Annotated in this window: 17 protein-coding genes; 12 read left to right on the top strand and 5 right to left on the bottom strand. The window is 66.4% G+C overall.

The window, feature by feature from the left end:
* A partial coding sequence (locus QH270_RS01480) for a hypothetical protein (protein WP_280338531.1) occupies positions 1-237 on the top strand: 237 nt, incomplete at its 5' end.
* Here the strand turns inward: QH270_RS01480 and coaA are convergent.
* Positions 234-1,166, bottom strand: coding sequence for a type I pantothenate kinase (gene coaA, locus QH270_RS01485; RefSeq protein WP_110036687.1), 933 nt, complete (start codon positions 1,164-1,166; stop codon positions 234-236). The genes QH270_RS01480 and coaA overlap by 4 nt on opposite strands.
* A gap of 200 nt (positions 1,167-1,366) precedes the next feature.
* On the opposite strand from coaA, the gene QH270_RS01490 reads away from it, so the two are divergent.
* From QH270_RS01490 to QH270_RS01505, 4 genes are all read left to right on the top strand, one after another.
* Entirely contained in the window at positions 1,367-2,569 is a 1,203-nt protein-coding gene (locus QH270_RS01490) for a DUF885 domain-containing protein (protein ID WP_280338532.1), read from the top strand.
* Between the two features lie 179 nt (positions 2,570-2,748).
* A complete protein-coding gene (gene glyA, locus QH270_RS01495; protein WP_280338533.1) occupies positions 2,749-4,044 on the top strand; it encodes a serine hydroxymethyltransferase in 1,296 nt (431 codons plus the stop codon).
* A 203-nt stretch (positions 4,045-4,247) separates the two neighbouring features.
* Positions 4,248-4,619 carry a hypothetical protein gene (locus tag QH270_RS01500; RefSeq protein ID WP_280338534.1) on the top strand — a complete coding sequence of 124 codons (372 nt, stop codon included), beginning with the start codon at positions 4,248-4,250 and terminating at the stop codon, positions 4,617-4,619.
* A gap of 205 nt (positions 4,620-4,824) precedes the next feature.
* Positions 4,825-5,145, top strand: a complete 321-nt coding sequence (locus QH270_RS01505) for a hypothetical protein (RefSeq protein ID WP_280338535.1) — start codon at positions 4,825-4,827, stop codon at positions 5,143-5,145.
* Between the two features lie 109 nt (positions 5,146-5,254).
* Here the strand turns inward: QH270_RS01505 and QH270_RS34595 are convergent, their stop codons facing one another.
* Positions 5,255-5,536, bottom strand: a complete 282-nt coding sequence (locus tag QH270_RS34595; RefSeq protein ID WP_432420272.1) for a WhiB family transcriptional regulator — start codon at positions 5,534-5,536, stop codon at positions 5,255-5,257.
* 110 nt (positions 5,537-5,646) lie between these two features.
* Between QH270_RS34595 and QH270_RS01510 the strand changes: the two genes are divergently transcribed.
* The gene (locus QH270_RS01510) at positions 5,647-6,399 is read left to right on the top strand and encodes a sigma 54 modulation/S30EA ribosomal C-terminal domain-containing protein (protein ID WP_280338536.1); all 753 of its coding nucleotides are present in this window, start codon (positions 5,647-5,649) and stop codon (positions 6,397-6,399) included.
* Here QH270_RS01510 and QH270_RS01515 read toward each other — a convergent pair.
* Positions 6,363-6,917, bottom strand: coding sequence for a response regulator transcription factor (locus QH270_RS01515; RefSeq protein WP_280338537.1), 555 nt, complete (start codon positions 6,915-6,917; stop codon positions 6,363-6,365). The two genes, QH270_RS01510 and QH270_RS01515, sit on opposite strands and share 37 nt — an antisense overlap.
* Positions 6,918-7,045: 128 nt before the next feature.
* The gene (locus tag QH270_RS01520; protein WP_280338538.1) at positions 7,046-7,783 is read right to left on the bottom strand and encodes a sigma 54 modulation/S30EA ribosomal C-terminal domain-containing protein; all 738 of its coding nucleotides are present in this window, start codon (positions 7,781-7,783) and stop codon (positions 7,046-7,048) included.
* A gap of 601 nt (positions 7,784-8,384) precedes the next feature.
* Between QH270_RS01520 and QH270_RS01525 the strand changes: the two genes are divergently transcribed.
* The 4 genes from QH270_RS01525 (at position 8,385) to QH270_RS01540 (ending at position 11,786) form a co-directional block, all read left to right on the top strand.
* Entirely contained in the window at positions 8,385-9,134 is a 750-nt protein-coding gene (locus QH270_RS01525) for a response regulator transcription factor (RefSeq protein WP_280338539.1), read from the top strand.
* Between the two features lie 61 nt (positions 9,135-9,195).
* A complete protein-coding gene (locus tag QH270_RS01530; RefSeq protein WP_280338540.1) occupies positions 9,196-10,242 on the top strand; it encodes an Lrp/AsnC family transcriptional regulator in 1,047 nt (348 codons plus the stop codon).
* A 90-nt stretch (positions 10,243-10,332) separates the two neighbouring features.
* Complete coding sequence (locus QH270_RS01535) at positions 10,333-11,088, top strand: hypothetical protein (protein ID WP_280338541.1); 756 nt, start codon at positions 10,333-10,335, stop codon at positions 11,086-11,088.
* 125 nt (positions 11,089-11,213) lie between these two features.
* Positions 11,214-11,786, top strand: coding sequence for a class F sortase (locus QH270_RS01540; RefSeq protein WP_280338542.1), 573 nt, complete (start codon positions 11,214-11,216; stop codon positions 11,784-11,786).
* Positions 11,787-11,837: 51 nt separating this feature from the next.
* Here QH270_RS01540 and QH270_RS01545 read toward each other — a convergent pair whose 3' ends face one another.
* Entirely contained in the window at positions 11,838-12,527 is a 690-nt protein-coding gene (locus QH270_RS01545) for a sigma 54 modulation/S30EA ribosomal C-terminal domain-containing protein (RefSeq protein ID WP_280338543.1), read from the bottom strand.
* Between the two features lie 334 nt (positions 12,528-12,861).
* Here QH270_RS01545 and QH270_RS01550 point away from each other — a divergent pair, with 334 nt between their 5' ends.
* The gene (locus QH270_RS01550; protein ID WP_280338544.1) at positions 12,862-13,821 is read left to right on the top strand and encodes an acyl-ACP desaturase; all 960 of its coding nucleotides are present in this window, start codon (positions 12,862-12,864) and stop codon (positions 13,819-13,821) included.
* 366 nt (positions 13,822-14,187) lie between these two features.
* Entirely contained in the window at positions 14,188-18,225 is a 4,038-nt protein-coding gene (locus QH270_RS01555) for a hypothetical protein (RefSeq protein WP_280338545.1), read from the top strand.
* The last annotated feature ends 108 nt before the right edge of the window (positions 18,226-18,333 follow it).

The raw sequence follows: 18,333 nt of genomic DNA on the forward strand, positions 1-18,333 counted from the left end.
CCCCCGGGCCCCGCCGGGCCGCTGGCGGGGGGGCTGGGCGGGGCGCGGGGGGGGGCGCCGCGGGGCGTCGACATGCTGCCCCGGTTGCGCGAGTCGGTCGTCCAGGTCGTCGCCGGTGACCCGGCCGATGCCCGCGACACCCCGCGCGGTGTGCTCGTGGTCGAGAAGGGCGGCACCCGCACGGAATTGGCCACGCAGGTGGTCTCCCTCGGCGCGCCGGCGGTCCGCGCGGGTTAGAGCTTGCGCAGCCGCAGCCGGTTGATGGTGTGGTCGGAGTCCTTGCGCAGCACCAGGGTCGCGCGCGGCCGCGTCGGCAGAATGTTCTCCACCAGGTTCGGCCGGTTGGTGGAGTTCCAGATGTCGCGCGCGGCGGCCGTGGCCTGCTCGTCGTTGAGCGCGGAGTAGTGGTGGAAGTGCGCCTCGGGGTCGGCGAAGCCGGTCTTGCGCAGTGCGAGAAAGCGCTGCACGTACCAGTTCTCGATGTCCTCGATCCTGGCGTCGACGTAGATGGAGAAGTCGAACAGGTCCGACACCATCAGCCGCGGCCCGGTCTGCAGCACGTTGAGGCCCTCGACGATGAGGATGTCGGGCTGGCGCACGCAGTGCTTCTCGTCGGGCACGATGTCGTAGGAGATGTGCGAATACACCGGCGCGCACACCTCTTCGGCGCCCGACTTGACCTCGGTGACGAAGCGCAGCAGCTTGCGCCGGTCGTAGCTCTCCGGAAAACCCTTGCGGTGCATGATGCCGCGGCGGGTGAGTTCGGCGGTGGGGTAGAGGAATCCGTCGGTGGTCACCAGGTCCACCCGCGGATGGTGATCCCAGCGGGCCAGCAGTGCCTGGAGCACGCGCGCGGTGGTCGACTTGCCGACTGCCACGCTGCCCGCGACGCCGATCACGAACGGCACCTGCTTGTCCGGGTGCTTCTCCCCGAGGAAGGTCGCGGTGGCGGCGAAGAGCCGCTGCCGTGCGGCCACCTGCAGGTGGATGAGCCGGGCGAGCGGCAGGTAGACCTCGGCGACTTCCTCGAGGTCGATCTGCTCGCCGAGACCGCGTAGTCCGGTCAGTTCCTCCTCGGTCAGGACCAGGGGAGTCGACTTGCGCAGAGTGCGCCACTGCTTCCGGTCGAACTCCACATACGGGCTCGGCTCGCTCATCCGTGCCACCTACCCGACGCTCCGTCCGGGCGCACACGCACAGCTCGGCTGCCCGTCCAGTGAGATCCGGGATAACTCTGACCGCATGCCGCGATTGTGCTCCGTCCCGGCCATCCGCGCGCAACAGGGGGTTTGGCTACCGGTCGGTAACGAGTCACAACCCCGAGGTAGGGCCCGCTTTTCGGATTCACCCCGTAAGGTCGGACGGCATGGGGTCACATCCACTTGTCACTGAATACCTGCGGCTCGGACTGGCTTTCGACCGGCTCGAGGAGGGCTTCGTCGACGCCTACACCGGCGACCCGCAGCTGCGCCGCGACAGCGAGAACGCGCCCGCTCCCGATCCCGCCGAGCTGGCGCGGCGCGCGGCGAGCCTGCGCGCCGAACTGCCCGACGCCGGGCTCTCGGCGCGGCGCACCGAGTTCCTCGACGCCCACCTGGTGGCGATGGAGTGCTCGGCCCGCAAGTTCGCGGGTGCGGACATCGGTTTCGTCGACGAGGTCCGCGCCTACTTCGATGTCGACATCGCCCCCGGCGACCCCGACGACTATCGCGAAGCGCACCGGCAGATGGACGAGGTGCTCGGCGGTGACGGTCCGCTGGCCGAGCGGGCCGCCGCCTACCGGCGCGGCGACGAGATCCCGCCGGAGCGGCTCGCGGTGTGCGTCGAGGCGTTCTCCAGCGCGCTGCGCGAGCGGGTGCGGGCGCGCTATCCGCTGCCCGAGATCGAGACCGTCACCTACGAGGTGGTCGGCGACAAGCCCTGGTCCGGCTTCAACTACTACCTGGGCGACTACCACTCCAAGGTCGCGATCAACTCCGACCTCAAACAGCACATGGGGCATCTGCCCGCGCTCATCGCGCACGAGGCCTACCCCGGCCACCACACCGAGCACTGCCGCAAGGAGGCCGGGCTGGTCGCGGCGGGCGAGGACGAGCAGACGCTGTTCCTGGTCAACACCCCGCAGTGCCTGATGGCCGAGGGCCTGGCCGACCTGGCACTGCAGTCGATCATCGGCCCGGGCTGGGGTGTGTGGGCGCAGGAGATCTACGCCGATCTCGGCCTGCGATTCGACGGTGAACGGGCCGAACGCTTCTCGACGGCGTCGGCGAAACTGCTGAGCGTGCGCCAGGACGCGGCGCTGCTGCTGCACGATCAGCATCGCGGCGAAGACGAGGTCGCCGCGTTCCTGCAGCGTTGGAGCCTGGCCACGCCGGAGCGGGCGCGGCAGTCGCTGCGCTTCCTGTCCTCACCGCTGTGGCGGGCCTACATCAGCACCTACGTGGAGGGTTACCGCCTGCTCGGCGGCTGGCTCGACAATGCCGTCGACCCGCAGGATCGGGTCGAGCGGTTCGGCAGGCTGCTCGACGAGCCGCTCACGCCGGGCGCGATCCGGCGGATGCCGGTGTGACCTACATCATGATGGCGCAGCCGCCCGGGTTGAACAGCGAGCAGACCAGGTACTGGAGCTGAAGTAGCAGCCGAACCGGCCCGGCGGGCCTGTGAGCTGCGTCTCCCGGGTGGCGGTCGTGGCCGTGTTGCGCTATCCCCGTGCTCGGGCGTCCGCGCGCGGCCCATAGACTGAGGGTCGTGACGCAGACGACCGCTTCGGTGAATACCCAGTCTCTCGGTGAGCTCGATCCCGAGTTGGCCGCCGCGATGGCGGGCGAGCTCGCCCGCGAGCGCGACACCCTCGAGATGATCGCCTCGGAGAACTTCGTGCCGCGCGCGGTCCTGCAGGCGCAGGGTTCCGTGCTCACCAACAAGTACGCCGAGGGCTACCCCGGCCGCCGCTACTACGGTGGCTGCGAGGCCGTCGACGTGGTGGAGACGTTGGCCCGCGACCGAGCCAAGGAACTGTTCGGCGCCGAATTCGCCAATGTGCAGCCGCATTCCGGCGCGCAGGCCAACGCCGCGGTGCTGATGGCGCTGATGAACCCGGGCGAGACCCTGCTCGGCCTGGACCTCGCGCACGGCGGTCACCTCACCCACGGCATGCGCCTGAACTTCTCGGGCAAGCTCTACGACGTCCACTCCTACGGTGTGTCGAAGGAAGACCACCGCATCGACATGGACGAGGTCCGCGACATCGCCAAGGCCGCCAAGCCGAAGGTGATCGTCGCCGGCTGGTCGGCCTACCCGCGCCACCAGGACTTCGCGAAGTTCCGCGAGATCGCCGACGAGGTCGGCGCCTACCTGTGGGTCGACATGGCGCACTTCGCAGGCCTGGTCGCCGCCGGTCTGCACCCCTCGCCGGTGCCCTACGCCGATGTCGTGTCCTCCACCGTGCACAAGACCCTCGGTGGCCCCCGCTCCGGCCTGATCCTGGCCAAGCAGGAATTCGCCAAGAAGCTGAACTCGGCGGTCTTCCCCGGTCAGCAGGGCGGCCCGCTCATGCACGTGATCGCCGCCAAGGCCGCCGCGTTCAAGATCGCCGCCACCGAGGAGTTCAAGGACCGTCAGGTGCGCACCCTGTCCGGCTCCCGCATCCTCGCCGAGCGCCTGACCGGCGCCGACGTCAAGGACAAGGGCGTCTCGGTCCTCACCGGCGGCACCGACGTGCACCTGGTCCTGGTGGACCTGCGCAACTCCGAGCTCGACGGCCAGCAGGCCGAGGACCTCCTGCACGAGGTCGGCATCACCGTCAACCGCAACGCGGTCCCGTTCGACCCGCGTCCCCCGATGGTCACCTCCGGCCTGCGCATCGGCACCGCCGCCCTGGCCACCCGCGGCTTCGGCGACGCCGAGTTCACCGAGGTCGCCGACATCATCGCCGCCGCCCTCGCCGGCACCTCGGACACCGAGACCCTGCGCGCCCGCGTCGCCAAGCTGGCCCAGAGCGTCCCGCTCTACCAGGGCCTCGAGGACTGGCGCCTGCTCGGCTGAGTACCTGAATCGAAACGCCCTCGGTGACCGAACCACTCGGCACCGAGGGCGTTTCGGCGTTCCGGGACCCGATCGGGGCCTTGTGTCCTGTTCTCCCCGGCGACTGTCCCCGTGTCTCCGATCAGGATATTCGCGGCCGATAACTATTGATAGTTTTCGCTTGCCGAAATTCGGTCACACAGCCTGATGGCTTTTCGTGAAGGGTGATCACAATGGTGAATGTGCGAATCTTGAGAAATTCAGCCGCTGTTCTGGTCGGCGCGGGAATCCTGCTGTCGGGCACGGGAACAGCATGGGCCGAGGCGGGCGCCGCGCCGTCCGGTAATTCCGGCTCATCGGATCTCGTCGACGTCGGCACGGGTTCGGCCCGGTCCGGCATCTCGCTCGGTTCGCAGATCGTGAGTTCGGGCAGCGCGGCGGCATCGGATGGGTCGAAGTTGCTGTCGCAGCTCATCGACAGCGGGGGTACCGTGGTCTCCGGCGGCAGTTCTGTCGTCGGCTCATTTCTGGATCTGCTGGTTTCTGGAGTCAAGTCGGTCGGCGATCTATTCGGTCAGCTCATCCAGTACATGTAGCACGCGGTCAGCGCGTACGGATTCAGGACCATTGTCCCGACTTATCCGGATAATGTCCCGTCCGTGCGACCGATCATGTCGTGGACGCTGGATCGTGGCTAGCCTTCGACATGTTCATCCGTATTTCTGTCCGGATGTTCACCAAGTGGCATAGACGGCTTGCTCGTGCCGCAACAATTCCGGTACGTCACAAGAGGAGTTGAACATGGGAAAGACGAGTCGCGGTTGGGGAGCGGTCGCCATCGCTATCGGAATGGGCATTTCCACGGTGGGTGCAGCCGCCGCGTATGCCGACTCCGGCTCGGGTGGTCCGGCAGCAGCGGAACTGGCCGACGCGGGTAGTTCGATCGGTGCCGATGTCTTGGGCACCGGAAGCGGGATCGCTACCGAGGGAGTGAGCCTGCTGCTTCCTGCCGTGCAATTCGGTAGCTCCTCCGCGGAGGTGCTGGCCGACCTGCTCGGTTCCGGTAGCAAGCAAGGGAGCTCCCCGGCCGCAAGTGCGTCGTCGTCGGAAGAAGGGAGGTGAGCAACAACTGCTGACCGAATGAGCGCGGCGCGGTGTTGGTCGGAGTGCGCGGTTCCGACCGGCACCGCGTCGCTGTCCGAGCGCCGGCTGTGGACAGTGCGGGCGGCAGTCAGGTCCGTGATCCGTTGTCGCCGGAACCGGCGATTCGTCGGAGCGCTTCGATCGCGGCAGGCCGAGCATCCCCGCCATAACCCAGCAGGACTCCGGCGTATATACCGCATTTGATCCTCTCGCCGAGGACGAATCGTGCGCACTCCTTGATGACCGGACACCGCAGGCACACGCTGCGGGCGCGGGCGATGGTGAGCCTCTTCGTCTGCTGGGAAGGGAAGAACATCTCCGGGGGCGCGGTTCTGCAGTTGGCGTTCTCTATCCATTCATTTCTTGCCATCGAATTTCCGTCCTGTTGTGCATCGGTGTCGCGCCGATCGGATCATTTGTGAGCGCGGATGAGTGACGAATCCGGGTTCCGAAAAATCTACTTACCTTGAGGATGAGGTTGTGCGAGTGCGTCGAATAAGAGAAGGCTGTATCGACATCGAGTGGTGCCGATACACGGACATACGACTTGCCGCCGATGCGAAAGCTGCCGCCCGGCAACTCTGCGAAAATTCGGACACCATCGAGCGAGTACGTATTCGGCTCACCGGCCGTGTCAGGAATGAGACGTTGGCCGAGGCGACGGTGCAATGTGGTCCGCACGTATTTCGCGTGCAACTCGTTACCGGAACGGACTCGGTCGTACCTGTTCTCGCCGAGCATGTCGAGCGTAAGCTGTCCTGCACTGCGGACGGGGTTCCTTTCTGGTGGTCCGGCTCGATAGATCCGCGGCTGACCTGCGCCAGCGAAACGAAGCCGATCGTTCGCCGCAAACTGGTCCGCCTGCGAAGGTGTTCCCCCTGCGATGCCGCTCGTGATCTCGAGGCAGGTGACTACACGACCCGGCTTTTCATCGACGTCGACACCGGCGAGGACTCCGTGGTCTTCCGGCCTGGTATCCAGTCGGCCGCTGACCCGTTGGTACTGGGTCTGCGGCGCCGGCGAACGCAATGGCCGCCACTGGATGCCGCCGCGCCACACCGCTTCGTGGTGGGTGCGCCCGCGCGCGTCATGACGGAGACAGCGGCGATGCGTGAGCTCTGTGAAAAAGGTCTGGCGACGCTCTTCTTCGTCGATGATTGCTGGCTGCGCGGCCGCCTGCTCTACCGCCGATACGATCAGCGGCTGGGTCTGGTCATACCGACCTCCGGATAGGTTCGTGGCTCCTCGTCCCCGAGGCCCATCGCGTGGGCGACCACTGCTGCCTGCGTACGGTTGCGCAGCTCCAACCGGGTGAGCAGGGCGGAGACCGCGTTGCGGATCGTCTTCTCGCTGAGGAAGAGCCGGTCCGCGATCTGCCGGTTCGTCAACCCGGCACCGATCATGGTGAGTAGTTGTCGTTGCCGCTCGGTCAGCCTGACGTTCTCGACTTCCCGGTAGCGGCGGACCTCGCTGATCACGGTTTCGCTGAGCTGGTCATCGAGCAGCGAACAGCGCGAGCCCAGTCGTGCTACGAGGGCTGTCAACTCGGCGGTCGTCGCTGATTTGCAGAGCACCGCCGTGCGCCCTCTGGCCACCGCGGAGACCATCGTTTCGTGACTGGGGTTCTCGGTGAAGACGAGGCAGCCCGTGGTGAGCGGCAGTGCCGCCAGCACCGCCGCCGTGCTGATCGCCTCGCTGCGCAAAGACTTCGGGTCGATGACCACCACATCCGGCTGGACCCGGTTGATCAACTCGATCGCCGCACTGATGGAACCAGCGACACCCGCGAGAGTGAGACTCCTCTCCTGTGTACAGACGCTGCGGAGACCTTGCCGTGCGATCGCCCATCCATCCACCACAACGACTCTGGTCGTCGATGTCATGGGCGACCACACGCTTCGAGAATGGAGAGGTATCCATCGAATCGTCGATACAGCAGCCGTACCCGACCCGTCAGGGGGTCGGCGAAGAACAGGAACGGTAGACCGTTGCGGCACAGCCTGGCGGCGGCAACGGGTTCCGGGACCACCTCGGCGGCGCCGCTGTCGACGGCGATTCGTGAGGTGTCGGTGTCAGTCGCGTGGGACCGGGAGCGACGGATCAATCTGACCTGCTGATCGCCTGCCCGGTAGAGCACGGCATTGTCACCGGTGTCCGCATCGCGGAACAGGAACGTGGCGAAGTCCATCCGGTACATGACCTCGCACGCGGCGGCCGGGTTCAAGGTCAGCAGCTGGACCGCCTTCCGTCGGACGACGGGTTGGGGCGGGGTGACGATGGACAATGCGCGGTTTTCCGGGTAGGGCAGGAACCCGGGGGCCTGACCGGCGCGTATGGTGTCGACGTGACGGCTGAATCGCTCGACCGCCGTTGCCGCCGGTCCCATGATCTGAACGCGGCACGGCTGTCCGTTGATATCGGCATTGACCTGGTAGAGAACACCCCGCACGTTGCGCCGGGAAATGCGCACGCAGCCAGTCGAAGAAGCGGATGTCTTCCGTAGCGCCTGGCCGACGCCGTCGATCGTGTACATCATGTCTGCCGCGGGCACTGCCCCGCGGGTGCGTACCACCAGTCCTGGCCAGATTTCCCGCTGCTCCGTATCTTGCCACGTCATGTCAGGACCGCTTCGTCAGGGGCGAAGCTAGCTTCGATTCATTCTTCGCACCATTTGTCGGGAAATTTTTTGTGCACATATTCAGGACCCCTGGTCTCGGCATCGATTCACCCCCCGTGCATTCGAAACTATTTAGATCGACCGGTTCGAAAAAGGGTCGGACGTCCTGGTATTCGTTGTGATGTGGACCTCGCGGACAGGCGCGGACTATCAAGGCGAACCCGCAAATCGAGCTTCGTGGAGTGAGCTCGCTCGAAGCAGTGGCCTGAGTCACGAAATGTGAATTCGCTGATGAGGGTCACAACGCACCACTCGTGTCGGCGATCAGCATCCGGCGGTGTACTTGATCGGCGGGAGGTGCGCGTTCTTACGTCGCTGCTGGCGATTCCGGGCAACACGGCGTCGCACCTGGCGAATTTCAGGGAAATTCCAGCTTTCTGATGGGGGCGCCGGAGACTGAGCACGGCTGGTTCGCCGTGTGCGTCCCGGCTGTGAACGAGAATTCGCGCCAGGTGGAGAAGATCAGATGCGATCGAGAACCGAACAGTGCTCCAAAGCTGGACTGCCCGCCTCCGGGCAACTGTGTCGCAGTGGTAAGACCGTGACGGCATTGTCGGGTCACGGCGACGAAAAACCGACTGACCACCGTCGCCGGGTGTCCGGTCGCACGCCGGTTCGCTGTCGGCGGGGCGATTCGTGTCCGGAGACAGGGATCCGGGTGTTTCTCGTAGACCGCCAGGAGATCGTCCTACACGGCCTGAATGTCGCGCTCGCCGGCGAGCCCGGTATCAGCATCGATGGTGAGGCGGTGAACGCCTTGCAAGCCATGGCGCGAATCCGAGGCGATCACCCGCCGGACGTGGTGGTCATTGATCCGGACCTACCCGACGGGCGCGGTCTCGAGTTGTGTCGTACCCTCCGTGCACGGTTCACCGAAGTGAGGTGTGTCGTCCTCACCGCCAGTACCGACCCAACTCGGCTGGCCGAATCGATGGCGGCCGGAGCGAGTGCGTATGTCGTAAAGGACGTCGTCGGTGCCGATCTGGCCGCCACGATCAGAACTGTGGTCGCCGGCGGGACCTCCTACGACGCCCGCGTGGCCCGAGAATTGCGCTCGAGGGTCGGGCGGACCGCGATGCTGGATCAGCTCAGCCCACGTGAGCGGCAGCTGTTCGCGTTGCTGGGCGAGGGGCTGACGAATCGGCAGATCTCCGACAGGCTGTTCATCGCCGAAAAGACGGTCCGCAACTCGTTGACAGTGCTGTTCGCCAAGCTCGGTGTCAACGGGCGGGTACAGGCCGCCGCGCTGGCTGCGAAGATCGGCGCTGTGGCGGCCTCCGCGTCGATCTGATCTCCGCGAGTCGCGCGCCGGTTGGTTCGATCCCGCGAGCCGTTTCGCCACAATGGTGGTCGTGGAGCGAGATCATGCGGGCACGGGCGAATCGCGCGCATCGGGGTCGCGATCCGAGCCCGTGTTCACCGAAGATGACTTGAATCTGGTGAACGCGCTACAAATCGCGCCTCGCGCGCCGTGGGCGCGGGTGGGCGCTGCGCTGGGGGTGGACGCGGCCACGGCGGCCAGACGGTGGCGCCGTTTGACTTCCGAAGGCCTGGCCTGGACCACCGCGTACGCTCCGGAATACTCACTGTTCGCGATCGCACAGGTCACCTGCCGACCGGACCGAATCCGGCAGGTGTCGGAGGCGGTGTGCGCCGATCCGTCCATCTATTCGGTGGAGCGCACGACGGGTCATTATCAGCTCGAACTCTGGATCGCCGCGGGGGATCTGCTCGCGCTCGACGAGTTCGTGTCTCGCTCGCTCGGCACCCTCTCCGGCGTTGTCGAGGTACGAACCAGCGTGGGCGTGAATGTCTATGTCGACGGCAGCGATTGGCGAGCGGGCTCGCTGGACAAGTTCGAGCGTGCGGCGCTCGGTGATCCCGATCAGTCAACTATCCGGCCACGGAATTCTGGACGATCGTCGGACCGGCGGTTGGTCGCCGCGCTCGGCGCGGATGCCCGCCGCAGCGTTGTCGACCTCGCGCGCGACACGGGGATGAGCGCGACATCGATTCGGCGCCGGCTGACGGAGATGACTCGGTCCGGTCGGCTGATTCTCCGAGCAGAAATGTCACGGCAGGCTGCCGGCTGGCCGATTCTCATCACCTACAGACTGCGCGTACCGGCCGCCGACCTCGATCGCATGGGTGCGACGACAGCGAAATGGAGTGCTGTGCGCGTCTGTGTACCGATGCTCGGAGGTGACACGAACATGCTCATGGTCGCGTGGCTGCCGACGATCGAGGGGGCGTTGCGGCTGGAAACTGAGATCGTTCGCCTGTTCCCGCAGACCGAGATCCGGGAGCGTGATCTCAGTGCGGTCACCCTGAAGCGGATGGGGCGGGTGCTGGATGGATTCGGCAGGGCGATCGGCTTCGTCCCCGTCACGGTCGCGTGACGATTATCCGGGACATTCGGCTCTTGGGTGCACCGCGTCGTGGTGGTTTCCTGAATCGTGAGACAGGGGAGTGGATTCGAACGAGGAATGATGAAGCGGAAAATCGCGCACGCAACTGATCGAAAGAACAACTCGCCGGACCCGAATTCGCGGCGCTCGACAATGGTGCGGGTGCTCGTTGTCGCGTCGATTCTGATCGTGGCTGTGCTCTGTGTCACGCGCTGTGAGTTCGATGGTGGTTTGCTGGATAAGGAGTCCGAGGCGAGCCGCAAAAGTGCCGAGCAGCTCCGCGCGGCAGCGCGAGCTGCCGCCGAACGGGACTACCTGACAGAGCATCAATCAGACATCCACACCGATGTGATCGCCTTCGCGGCGGCGTTGTGCTCGGCGACCGATTCTTTCCGCTCGGCCGTTCCGCGGTCGAGCAGCGAGCCGACTACCGTGGACGCCGCTCTGGCCAACGTGCGGACAGATCTGGCCGTGATCGGTGGAGCCGCACGCGGAGCGCGTGATTCCGTGACCGGCGTTCCGATACCCGCCACGGATCAGGTGTTGACACCAGGCACCGACGCCGAGACATGGGGCCGTCTGCGAGATCGAGCCAGCCGCGCTTTCGGCGACGTGGCTACCTCGGCCGACACCATCGACGACCGGCTGAATATCGCGGAGCACTCGGATTTCGACGCCGCGACGACCGAACTGCGGAGAGCCAACGACGCCATGGAGGCTCAGCTCACGGCACTCGCCGAGACGGTCGACGATGTCCTGGCGCGGCTACCGATTCCCAATCAGGAAACCCTTACCGCCCTGCGAGCCGCCGAAGTATGTGGCTCCTCCGTCGCCTGATCAGTATGAGGACGACGATGGACGGATGCGCTCACATCCGACGCGAGACGATGGGCCATGCTCGGGTGCGGAGGAATACGGGAGGGGCGTCGCGAGTCGTCGCGGCGGGCCTGCTGTCGCTCTCCGTGCTGCTGATCCTGAACGGTGGCGGCGATGACGCGCCGATGGCGACAGTCGCCGGGGTGCCGTCGCAGGTCGTGATCCAGCACGTCGACGATGCCGCGCCTGCGCGCCTCGTCGTTCCCGCTCTGGAAATCGATGCCGAGATGGTGGCGGCACCCACGACTGTCGAGTTCGACCCATTCCTCGGCCGCGACGTCGAGAGTTTCGGTGTCCCGGCCGATATGGCATCCACGACCTGGTGGTCGGATGGGCCGCGACCGGGTGGTCCGGGGTTGGCGGTCGTTCTCGGGCATACCCAGGTCAACGGCCATGGTGTCTTCGACCACCTCGGCGATATGCGGCCGGGCGAGCTCGTCGAGGTACATCCCGCTTCGGCGAGCGGGGCCGTGGGTTTTCGTGTGCGCGAGGTCATCACGGGTATTCCGAAGTCCGATCCGGCGGCCCTGGCGGGGATCCTGTCCGCGCACAACGACGTACGCGGACTCGCGTTGATCACCTGTGGTGGAGAGTTCGACATGGCCGCCGGGGCCAGTGCTGCCAACACGGTAGTAGTCGCCGAATCTGTCGATGGGTAGCGAACGTCCGCGATGGCGCGGCGGTCGGAACACATTCCGCGGTAGACCCGATCATCGGAACGGATGGTCCGATGTCGGCGAGATCAGCGCGAGGGCGCCGTCGTAGCGCCGGTACAGCAGTCTGCCGCGGGCCGTCGCCGGGTCGACATAGAACAGGAATGGCAAGCCGTTTCGGCACAGCCGTTTGGCTGCCACGATATCGGGGACGGTGAGTGTCGGAGTCAGATCCACAGCGATGCGGTGATCGCGCGCAGCGGGGAGCTCTACTCGGGTTTGGCGGAGCAGCCGTACGCCCGCGGTTCCGGCCCGGTACACAATGGCGTCCTCGCCGGTGTCTCGGTCGCGAAACAGATGCGCGTCGAAGTCCATCGTGTCCATGATCTCGCTCGCCGCCGCGGGCGAGAGTATCTGGGTTCGGAATACCTTGTGTCGCACTATCGGACGAAGCGACGTGATGGCCGCGAGATTCCGCGCCGCGCTGCGCTGCCACGGGGCGTGCCGGTCCGCCGCGCACAGGCGGTCGAGCTGCCGGTCAAATCGATCGATGACCGTGGTCGGTCCCGACGTGTCGTCGCCGACGAGCTGCACCCGGCACGGCCATCCATCGATGCTCGCGTTGATCTGGAACACCGTGGGTTCCGGTTCGCCGCGGTAGCGCGTGATTCTCAGGTGCGCGACAGCCACGCCTTCGACGGTCTGCAGTGTCCGGCTGACACCGTGAACCATGTGCGCCACCGCCATCGCGGGCACCGGTCCCGCGGTCCGGATCGTAACTCCGCGGTTGATCTCCGTCTCAGACGGCTTCTTCCGGTCCAGCCATCTTGTTCGCATTCTGCCGGATCCTCTCGCGATCGAATCGGTGCATTTGATTCGTCGCGATTGTGTTCACGGCGCGTCTCCGGGCGGCAGGGCTGTATGTCCCGGAATGAGTAACACGCGTCACCGAATGCTGGACATGGCCCGACCGGAAAATCATGCGCAAGAAATCGGGACATCTGGCTCTTCTGCTCGAAGAGCACCCATGGTGTTGTCGGTGAGGTGCGCACGACGCGGGCGAAGAGAGGTGGATCGAGAGATGAACCGTGAAATGACTCAGCGCGAAATACTGTGTGAGTTGGAGCCAGTGGCAGAAGTGGCTCTCAACAACCACCTCGCGCGCTCGAAGGAGTGGCATCCACACGACTATGTCCCCTGGGACGAGGGCCAGAACTTCGCCTTGCTCGGGGGCGCCGATTGGGAGCCCGGCCAATCTGATCTGGGCGACGTCGCGAAAGCGGCACTCGTCACCAACTTGCTGACCGAGGACAACCTCCCTTCTTACCACCGTGAGATCGCGGAGAGTTTCTCCCGAGATGGCGCATGGGGTACGTGGGTCGGCCGGTGGACAGCGGAGGAGCAACGACACAGTGTCGTCCTACGGGACTATCTGGTGGTCACTCGCGGCGTCGACCCCGTCGCGCTGGAGCGGGCACGGATGACGCACATGACGAACGGCTTCAATCCGCCAGTGGCCGAATCGAGCGATCTCCGCGAACAAGGCTTCCTGCACTCGGTGGCGTACGTGAGTTTCCAGGAGTTGGCCACTCGGATCAGCCACCGCAACACCGCCAGATTCTGTGGCGACCCGGTGGCCGACCGGATAATGCAGCAGCTGGCCGCGGACGAGAACCTCCACATGATTTTCTATCGCACGCTGTGTGGTGCGGCCCTGGACCTCGCGCCGGATCAGGCGATCGTGGCCATCGCGAACATAGTGGAGAATTTCCGTATGCCCGGCGCCGGCATGCCGGACTTCCGGCGCAACGGTGTGCTGATGGCCAAATACGGGGTCTACGACCTTCGTCAGCACCTCGAGGATGTGCTGCAGCCTGTCATGCGTAAATGGAACGTCTTCGGCCGTGATGATTTCACCGCCCGGGGTGAGCAAGCTCGAGAGCGGTTGGATCGGTTTTTGGAGAATCTCCGGGAAGTGCAGATTCCGCGTTTCGAGGAACAGCGTGATCGCGCACTCGCCCGTGATCGCGCTCGTCGGTGACAGTCGCCGTGCCTGCGCGGTCCGAGACCTCGACGGGAAAGCGGGACATTTGCCCCTGGGTGAGCCATCGAAAAACTGGCTACCTGTAACGAGCAGGCGGTTTCTCGCGCAAATTCGAAAGGTCTAGGTATGTCAGCCATGTCGTCACAGCGAGCCGACCGTGTCCGCCGAACGGCGGTATGGGTACTCGTTGCACTGCTGATCACGATTCTGGCGTCACGCCCGATCATGCAGGCATTGGTTGCGCTCGGCGTAACCATGGGTTGGAGCTGAGGTGCGTAAGCCGGTGGGCAGGGGTCCGCCCTTCCCGGGCCATATGCGAACCAGATCGTTGCGGAAAGAGTTATACGAAGGGTTGAGAGTTTGATGTACGACATTGCCGATCCCGCGAAGCCGGAAAGGGGGTGGAAAACAGCGGCTTGGGTCCTGCGCGCCCTGGCCCTGGGGTTGCCGATACTCGGCTATTTCCTGATCGGCGGCGCGCAGGCAGGAGCGCAGGTGCCGGACCATCCGGGTTTCGATCTCGGTGCCGTGATCGATGCGATGGGTCCGGCTCAGTCCAATGCCGTTGTGGCGCAACCCGGGCTGGTCGGCAGTCCGCCGGAGCCCATTCCTGACGTCGCTCCGTTGTGGCAGCAGCTGGAAGATTTCGGAGACAGTTTCGCGGCGGTCTTCGTCGATCGGAACCGGCACGAGACGCCGGCGTCGGAGGACCCGAGCCCCGATCAGGGCCTACCGGTCCTCGCCGGCGCCGTCGAGCAGGGGCGAGTCGACTTCGAGTCGATGACGCGGCCACTGGTGCACGACCTGATCGGTGTGGTCGACGAACTGCGCTACGACGCATCGCCACGTGGCCCGGACCAGGGCCACGCGGCCCAACCACTCCCACCGCCGGGTGTCGGCCTCGAATCACCCTCGCCCGAAACGAATTCGGGATGTACTGCGGGCGAATGCGAGAATCGCGTCGGCTCCGCTGCTCTGGATCTCGCCATCCGGGCGGATGAGGCCCTCGGTCGGTTCAGCGAAGATCCGGTGGGCTTTCTGCACGGGGTGATCGACCCCTCGATCGACAGCTTCCGGTCCGATCCTCTCGGCGCCGTCCGCGACGGCGCGTCCGCGCTGCTCGCTCCCGGTGGGCTGGTGGTCGCTCCACGCGAAGCGCTCGCCGCTGTCGCGTCCTCGCTGGGTGGGCCGGCGCTGGCCGCCTGTGTGGAGGTGTTGTTCGATGCTCGGGTCGCCCCGGTCGTCGGCGACGTTGTGACATCGATGGCGCTTGCCGCCGCCGTGCCCCTGGGGGCGTCGTTGATCGGCTCGGTACTCGGCGGGCTGACGACGGGTATCCCGGGTGCTGTCACAGGTGCGCTCGCCGGGCTGTCGAACCCCCTGTCCGCTGTCGTGGGTGGCACGGTCGGCGCGCTACTCGGCGCCTCGATCGGCGTGGTGCCCGGTACCGGTCTCGGTGGTGTGATCGGCAGCGTTGGTGGCGCGGTCATCGGTTGGCTGGTCGCCACGGTCGGCGGTGTCGGAGTCGGTGCCGTCCTCGGTGGCGTTCTCGGTGTGATCGTGCCCGCGCTGTTGATCATGGGGAGTGCGGTTCTGCTCGGCGGACTGCTGTCGGCACTGGTCCTTGCGCCTGTGCTGGTCGTGGGTGCGCTCGGGCTGGCTGTGCTCGCGCTCACCGCGCCGGTGTGGTTGCCGCTCCTGCTGTTGGCGCTGCCGCTGATTCTGATTCCGCTGATCCCCGCTTTGGCCATCGCGGTGCCGCTGCTGTTGCTGTCGCTGGCGGGTGCACCGCTACTCGCGTTCGGGTACGTCCTGCTCACCAAGGTGTGTCTGGGCCTGATCGCGGCGGCGATCGGCATTCCATTCCTGATCGTCATCTGGCCGGGTCTCGGCTTGGTGCTGGGCGGGCTGATCGTGGCGTTGTTCCTGGCGCCTGTGGAATTCGTGTTCTTCACCGCCATCCTCGGCGCCCTGCTGCTGGCTGTGACCGCGGCGATCGCTGCGGTGGTCTACCTGGGGTCGATGGTTCTCATGTTGCCGGCGGCCATCATGGCTGGCCTCGTGTTCGCGCTGTTCGGTGCGATCGGCGGCGCTCTCGCCCTCGGGGTACTGCTGTTCGCGGCGCCGCTGCTGCTGCTGGTGGCTGTGCCGGGCATGGTGGTCGGCGGCTTGCTCGCGCTGGCGATCATCCCGATGGCCGTGATCTTCGCAGCCCCGCTCGGTGCGGTGATCGGCGCTGTGCTCGGTGCGCTGAACCCGTTGAACCTGATCGGTGCGCTGATCGGTGGCGTCACCGGGTCGCTCGTCGGCCTTCTCGCGGGGGCCGCGACCGGCGCGGTGCTCGGTTTCCTGACCGGCGCGGCGGCAGGTGTGCTCGTGGCGCAACTACTGTCGTCCGTCATCGGCGCGATCCTCGGGTTCGTGGTCGGTGCGGTGCCGGGTGCGATCTTCGGTGGCCTGGCCGCCGTGGTCGTCGCGCTGCCGTGGGCGGCATTGGTCGCGCTGGCGGCCGCCGCGGTGCTCATCTCGGGCACCGTGTCCAATTGGGCGAGCCTGACGGCCGGTGCGCGGCAACAGCGTGACAACCTGATCGATGCGGCGTGGCGAGCGTGGCACCAGAGCAACCTGAAGCGGTTGCTCGGCGGTGTCCTCGATTGCTACCAGGGTCCGGTCACGAAGGTGGCTTCGGTTGTCGACGCGTGGTTCCGTGGTCGGCTGGACCCGGTCGGTATCGGTATCGGTGCGGCTGTCGGCTTCACGGTCGGCGTGCTCGTCGCGGGCGGGCTCGGCGCCGTCGTGGGCTTCGGTTCGGGACTGTCGAGTCCGTTGAACCTGCTGTCGGGCATTCCCGGCGCACTGGCAGGCGCCGTGCTGGGGATGCTGGTCGGCGGTACGGTCGGCACGCTTCCTGGCGGTGTGCTCGGCGGCATCGTCACCTACCTGGGTACCTCGGTCATCGACTCGATGATCACCGCCACCGCTGGGACGATCCTGGGCCTGGTGACCGGGATCGTGGCGTCGACAGTGACCGGTGGTCTACTCGGCGTCGGGATGGGCACCGGCATCGCTTCCATCGTGAGCGCGTTGGCCGGAGCCGGTGCCGGTGTGATCGCGGCGCTCGGTGCCCTGGTCGCGACCCTCGGGATCGTCGGTGCGGCGGTGCTCCTGCCGTTCCTGGCGACCGTCGGCATCACGCTGGTGGCGGGTGTGCTGCCCGCGCTGATGGCGCTGTTGGCGCCGCTGGTGATTCCCGCGTTGATTCTCGGTGCGATCGTGGCGGTCATCGCGATTCCGTTCACGGTCGTCATGGGCATCCTGGTGGTCATCGGCCTCATCGCCGCCGCGTTCGCGGGCCCCTTCGCGGTCCCCGCGATCTTGATCACTCTGGTGATCTACGTGGCGGTAGTCGGTGGGATCGCACTGGCTGCGGCGGGAATCGCGGTCGGCTTCATGCTGATCGTCGGCATCCCGTTGGCGATCGCGGCCTACCTCGCCTTCGAGGCACTGGTCGGTGCGCCGATCATGGCCATGGCGGGTCTGCTCACGCTCGTCGGTCTCGGCGCCGCGCTGGTCTCGGCGCTCTCGGTGGGCGCGGTGGCCGGAGCGGTCGTGATGACCGTTGTCGACCTGGTCACCGCGGGGGTGGCGATTCCGTCGGGTGCTGTCATCGGGGCACTGCTCGGCGCGCTCGCCGGGCTGGCGGCCGCCCCGCTGCTGGCGATTCCGGTCGCGGTGGGTGGCGGCGTGCTCGGGGCCATGGCGGGCCTGCTCAATCCGCTGAACATGTTCGGGGCTGTCCCCGGCGTGGTCATCGGTTCCGTGACGGGCTGGATCGTCGGCGCGGTCACGGGCAGTGTCCCGAGTGCGGTGGTCGGCGCGGTCCTCGCGATCGTGGCGACCGCGTTCGCTCGCGCGATACTCCGCTCCTACCTCGTCGGTGTGTTCGCGGCGGGTGTCGGGGCGTGGGCCGGGCTCGGCGTCGGCATCACCGTGGGAGCGGTCCTCCCGCGCCGAGACGGTCCCGTTCCCGACGTCGATGTCGAGGGTGGACTCGAGGCACTGCACGAGCTGCTGAACGGTGGTTCCTGTGGTATGGACAGCCCATGCCGACCGGAGGCACCGGTGCCGGGCGAGAGCGACTGTGGCCCAGTACAACCGGAGGTATCGGTGCCGGGTGGGAGCGAATGCGGCCCGCTACCGCTGCCGGAACATTCCGGTGTTGGGTCTGCCGACATCTCCGAGTACCCGGTGCATGCAGGCACGGGCGGTGTCGCTCCGTTGCCCGCATCCGCTGAGTCGCGTCCGGTGCAGTTGACCGGGCTCAGCATGGCGGCACTCGGACTGCTGCTGGCGGCGCTGGCCGCCGCGGCGGCGACCAGACGCGAACGCGTCGAGGTCTGACCGCGTGAGCCCCAAGCGCGGGACACCCCAGGAGCGTGACCCGGCTACGCGGTCCTTGCCGCGTTCCGGCTCGACGACGGGCGCACGCTGCTGGTCGACCGTGGCCTG

The organism is Nocardia neocaledoniensis (assembly GCF_029868625.1).
Classification (GTDB): domain Bacteria; phylum Actinomycetota; class Actinomycetes; order Mycobacteriales; family Mycobacteriaceae; genus Nocardia; species Nocardia neocaledoniensis_A.

Excerpts from the sequence above, each read along its gene's own strand:
- QH270_RS01490 (WP_280338532.1), top strand. The coding sequence starts at position 1,367 with ATGGGGTCACATCCACTTGTCACTGAATACCTGCGGCTCGGACTGGCT.
- QH270_RS01505 (WP_280338535.1), top strand. The coding sequence starts at position 4,825 with ATGGGAAAGACGAGTCGCGGTTGGGGAGCGGTCGCCATCGCTATCGGA.
- QH270_RS34595 (WP_432420272.1), bottom strand. The coding sequence starts at position 5,536 with ATGGCAAGAAATGAATGGATAGAGAACGCCAACTGCAGAACCGCGCCC.
- QH270_RS01520 (WP_280338538.1), bottom strand. The coding sequence starts at position 7,783 with ATGACGTGGCAAGATACGGAGCAGCGGGAAATCTGGCCAGGACTGGTG.
- QH270_RS01535 (WP_280338541.1), top strand. The coding sequence starts at position 10,333 with ATGAAGCGGAAAATCGCGCACGCAACTGATCGAAAGAACAACTCGCCG.
- QH270_RS01545 (WP_280338543.1), bottom strand. The coding sequence starts at position 12,527 with ATGGCGGTGGCGCACATGGTTCACGGTGTCAGCCGGACACTGCAGACC.
- QH270_RS01550 (WP_280338544.1), top strand. The coding sequence starts at position 12,862 with ATGAACCGTGAAATGACTCAGCGCGAAATACTGTGTGAGTTGGAGCCA.
- QH270_RS01555 (WP_280338545.1), top strand. The coding sequence starts at position 14,188 with ATGTACGACATTGCCGATCCCGCGAAGCCGGAAAGGGGGTGGAAAACA.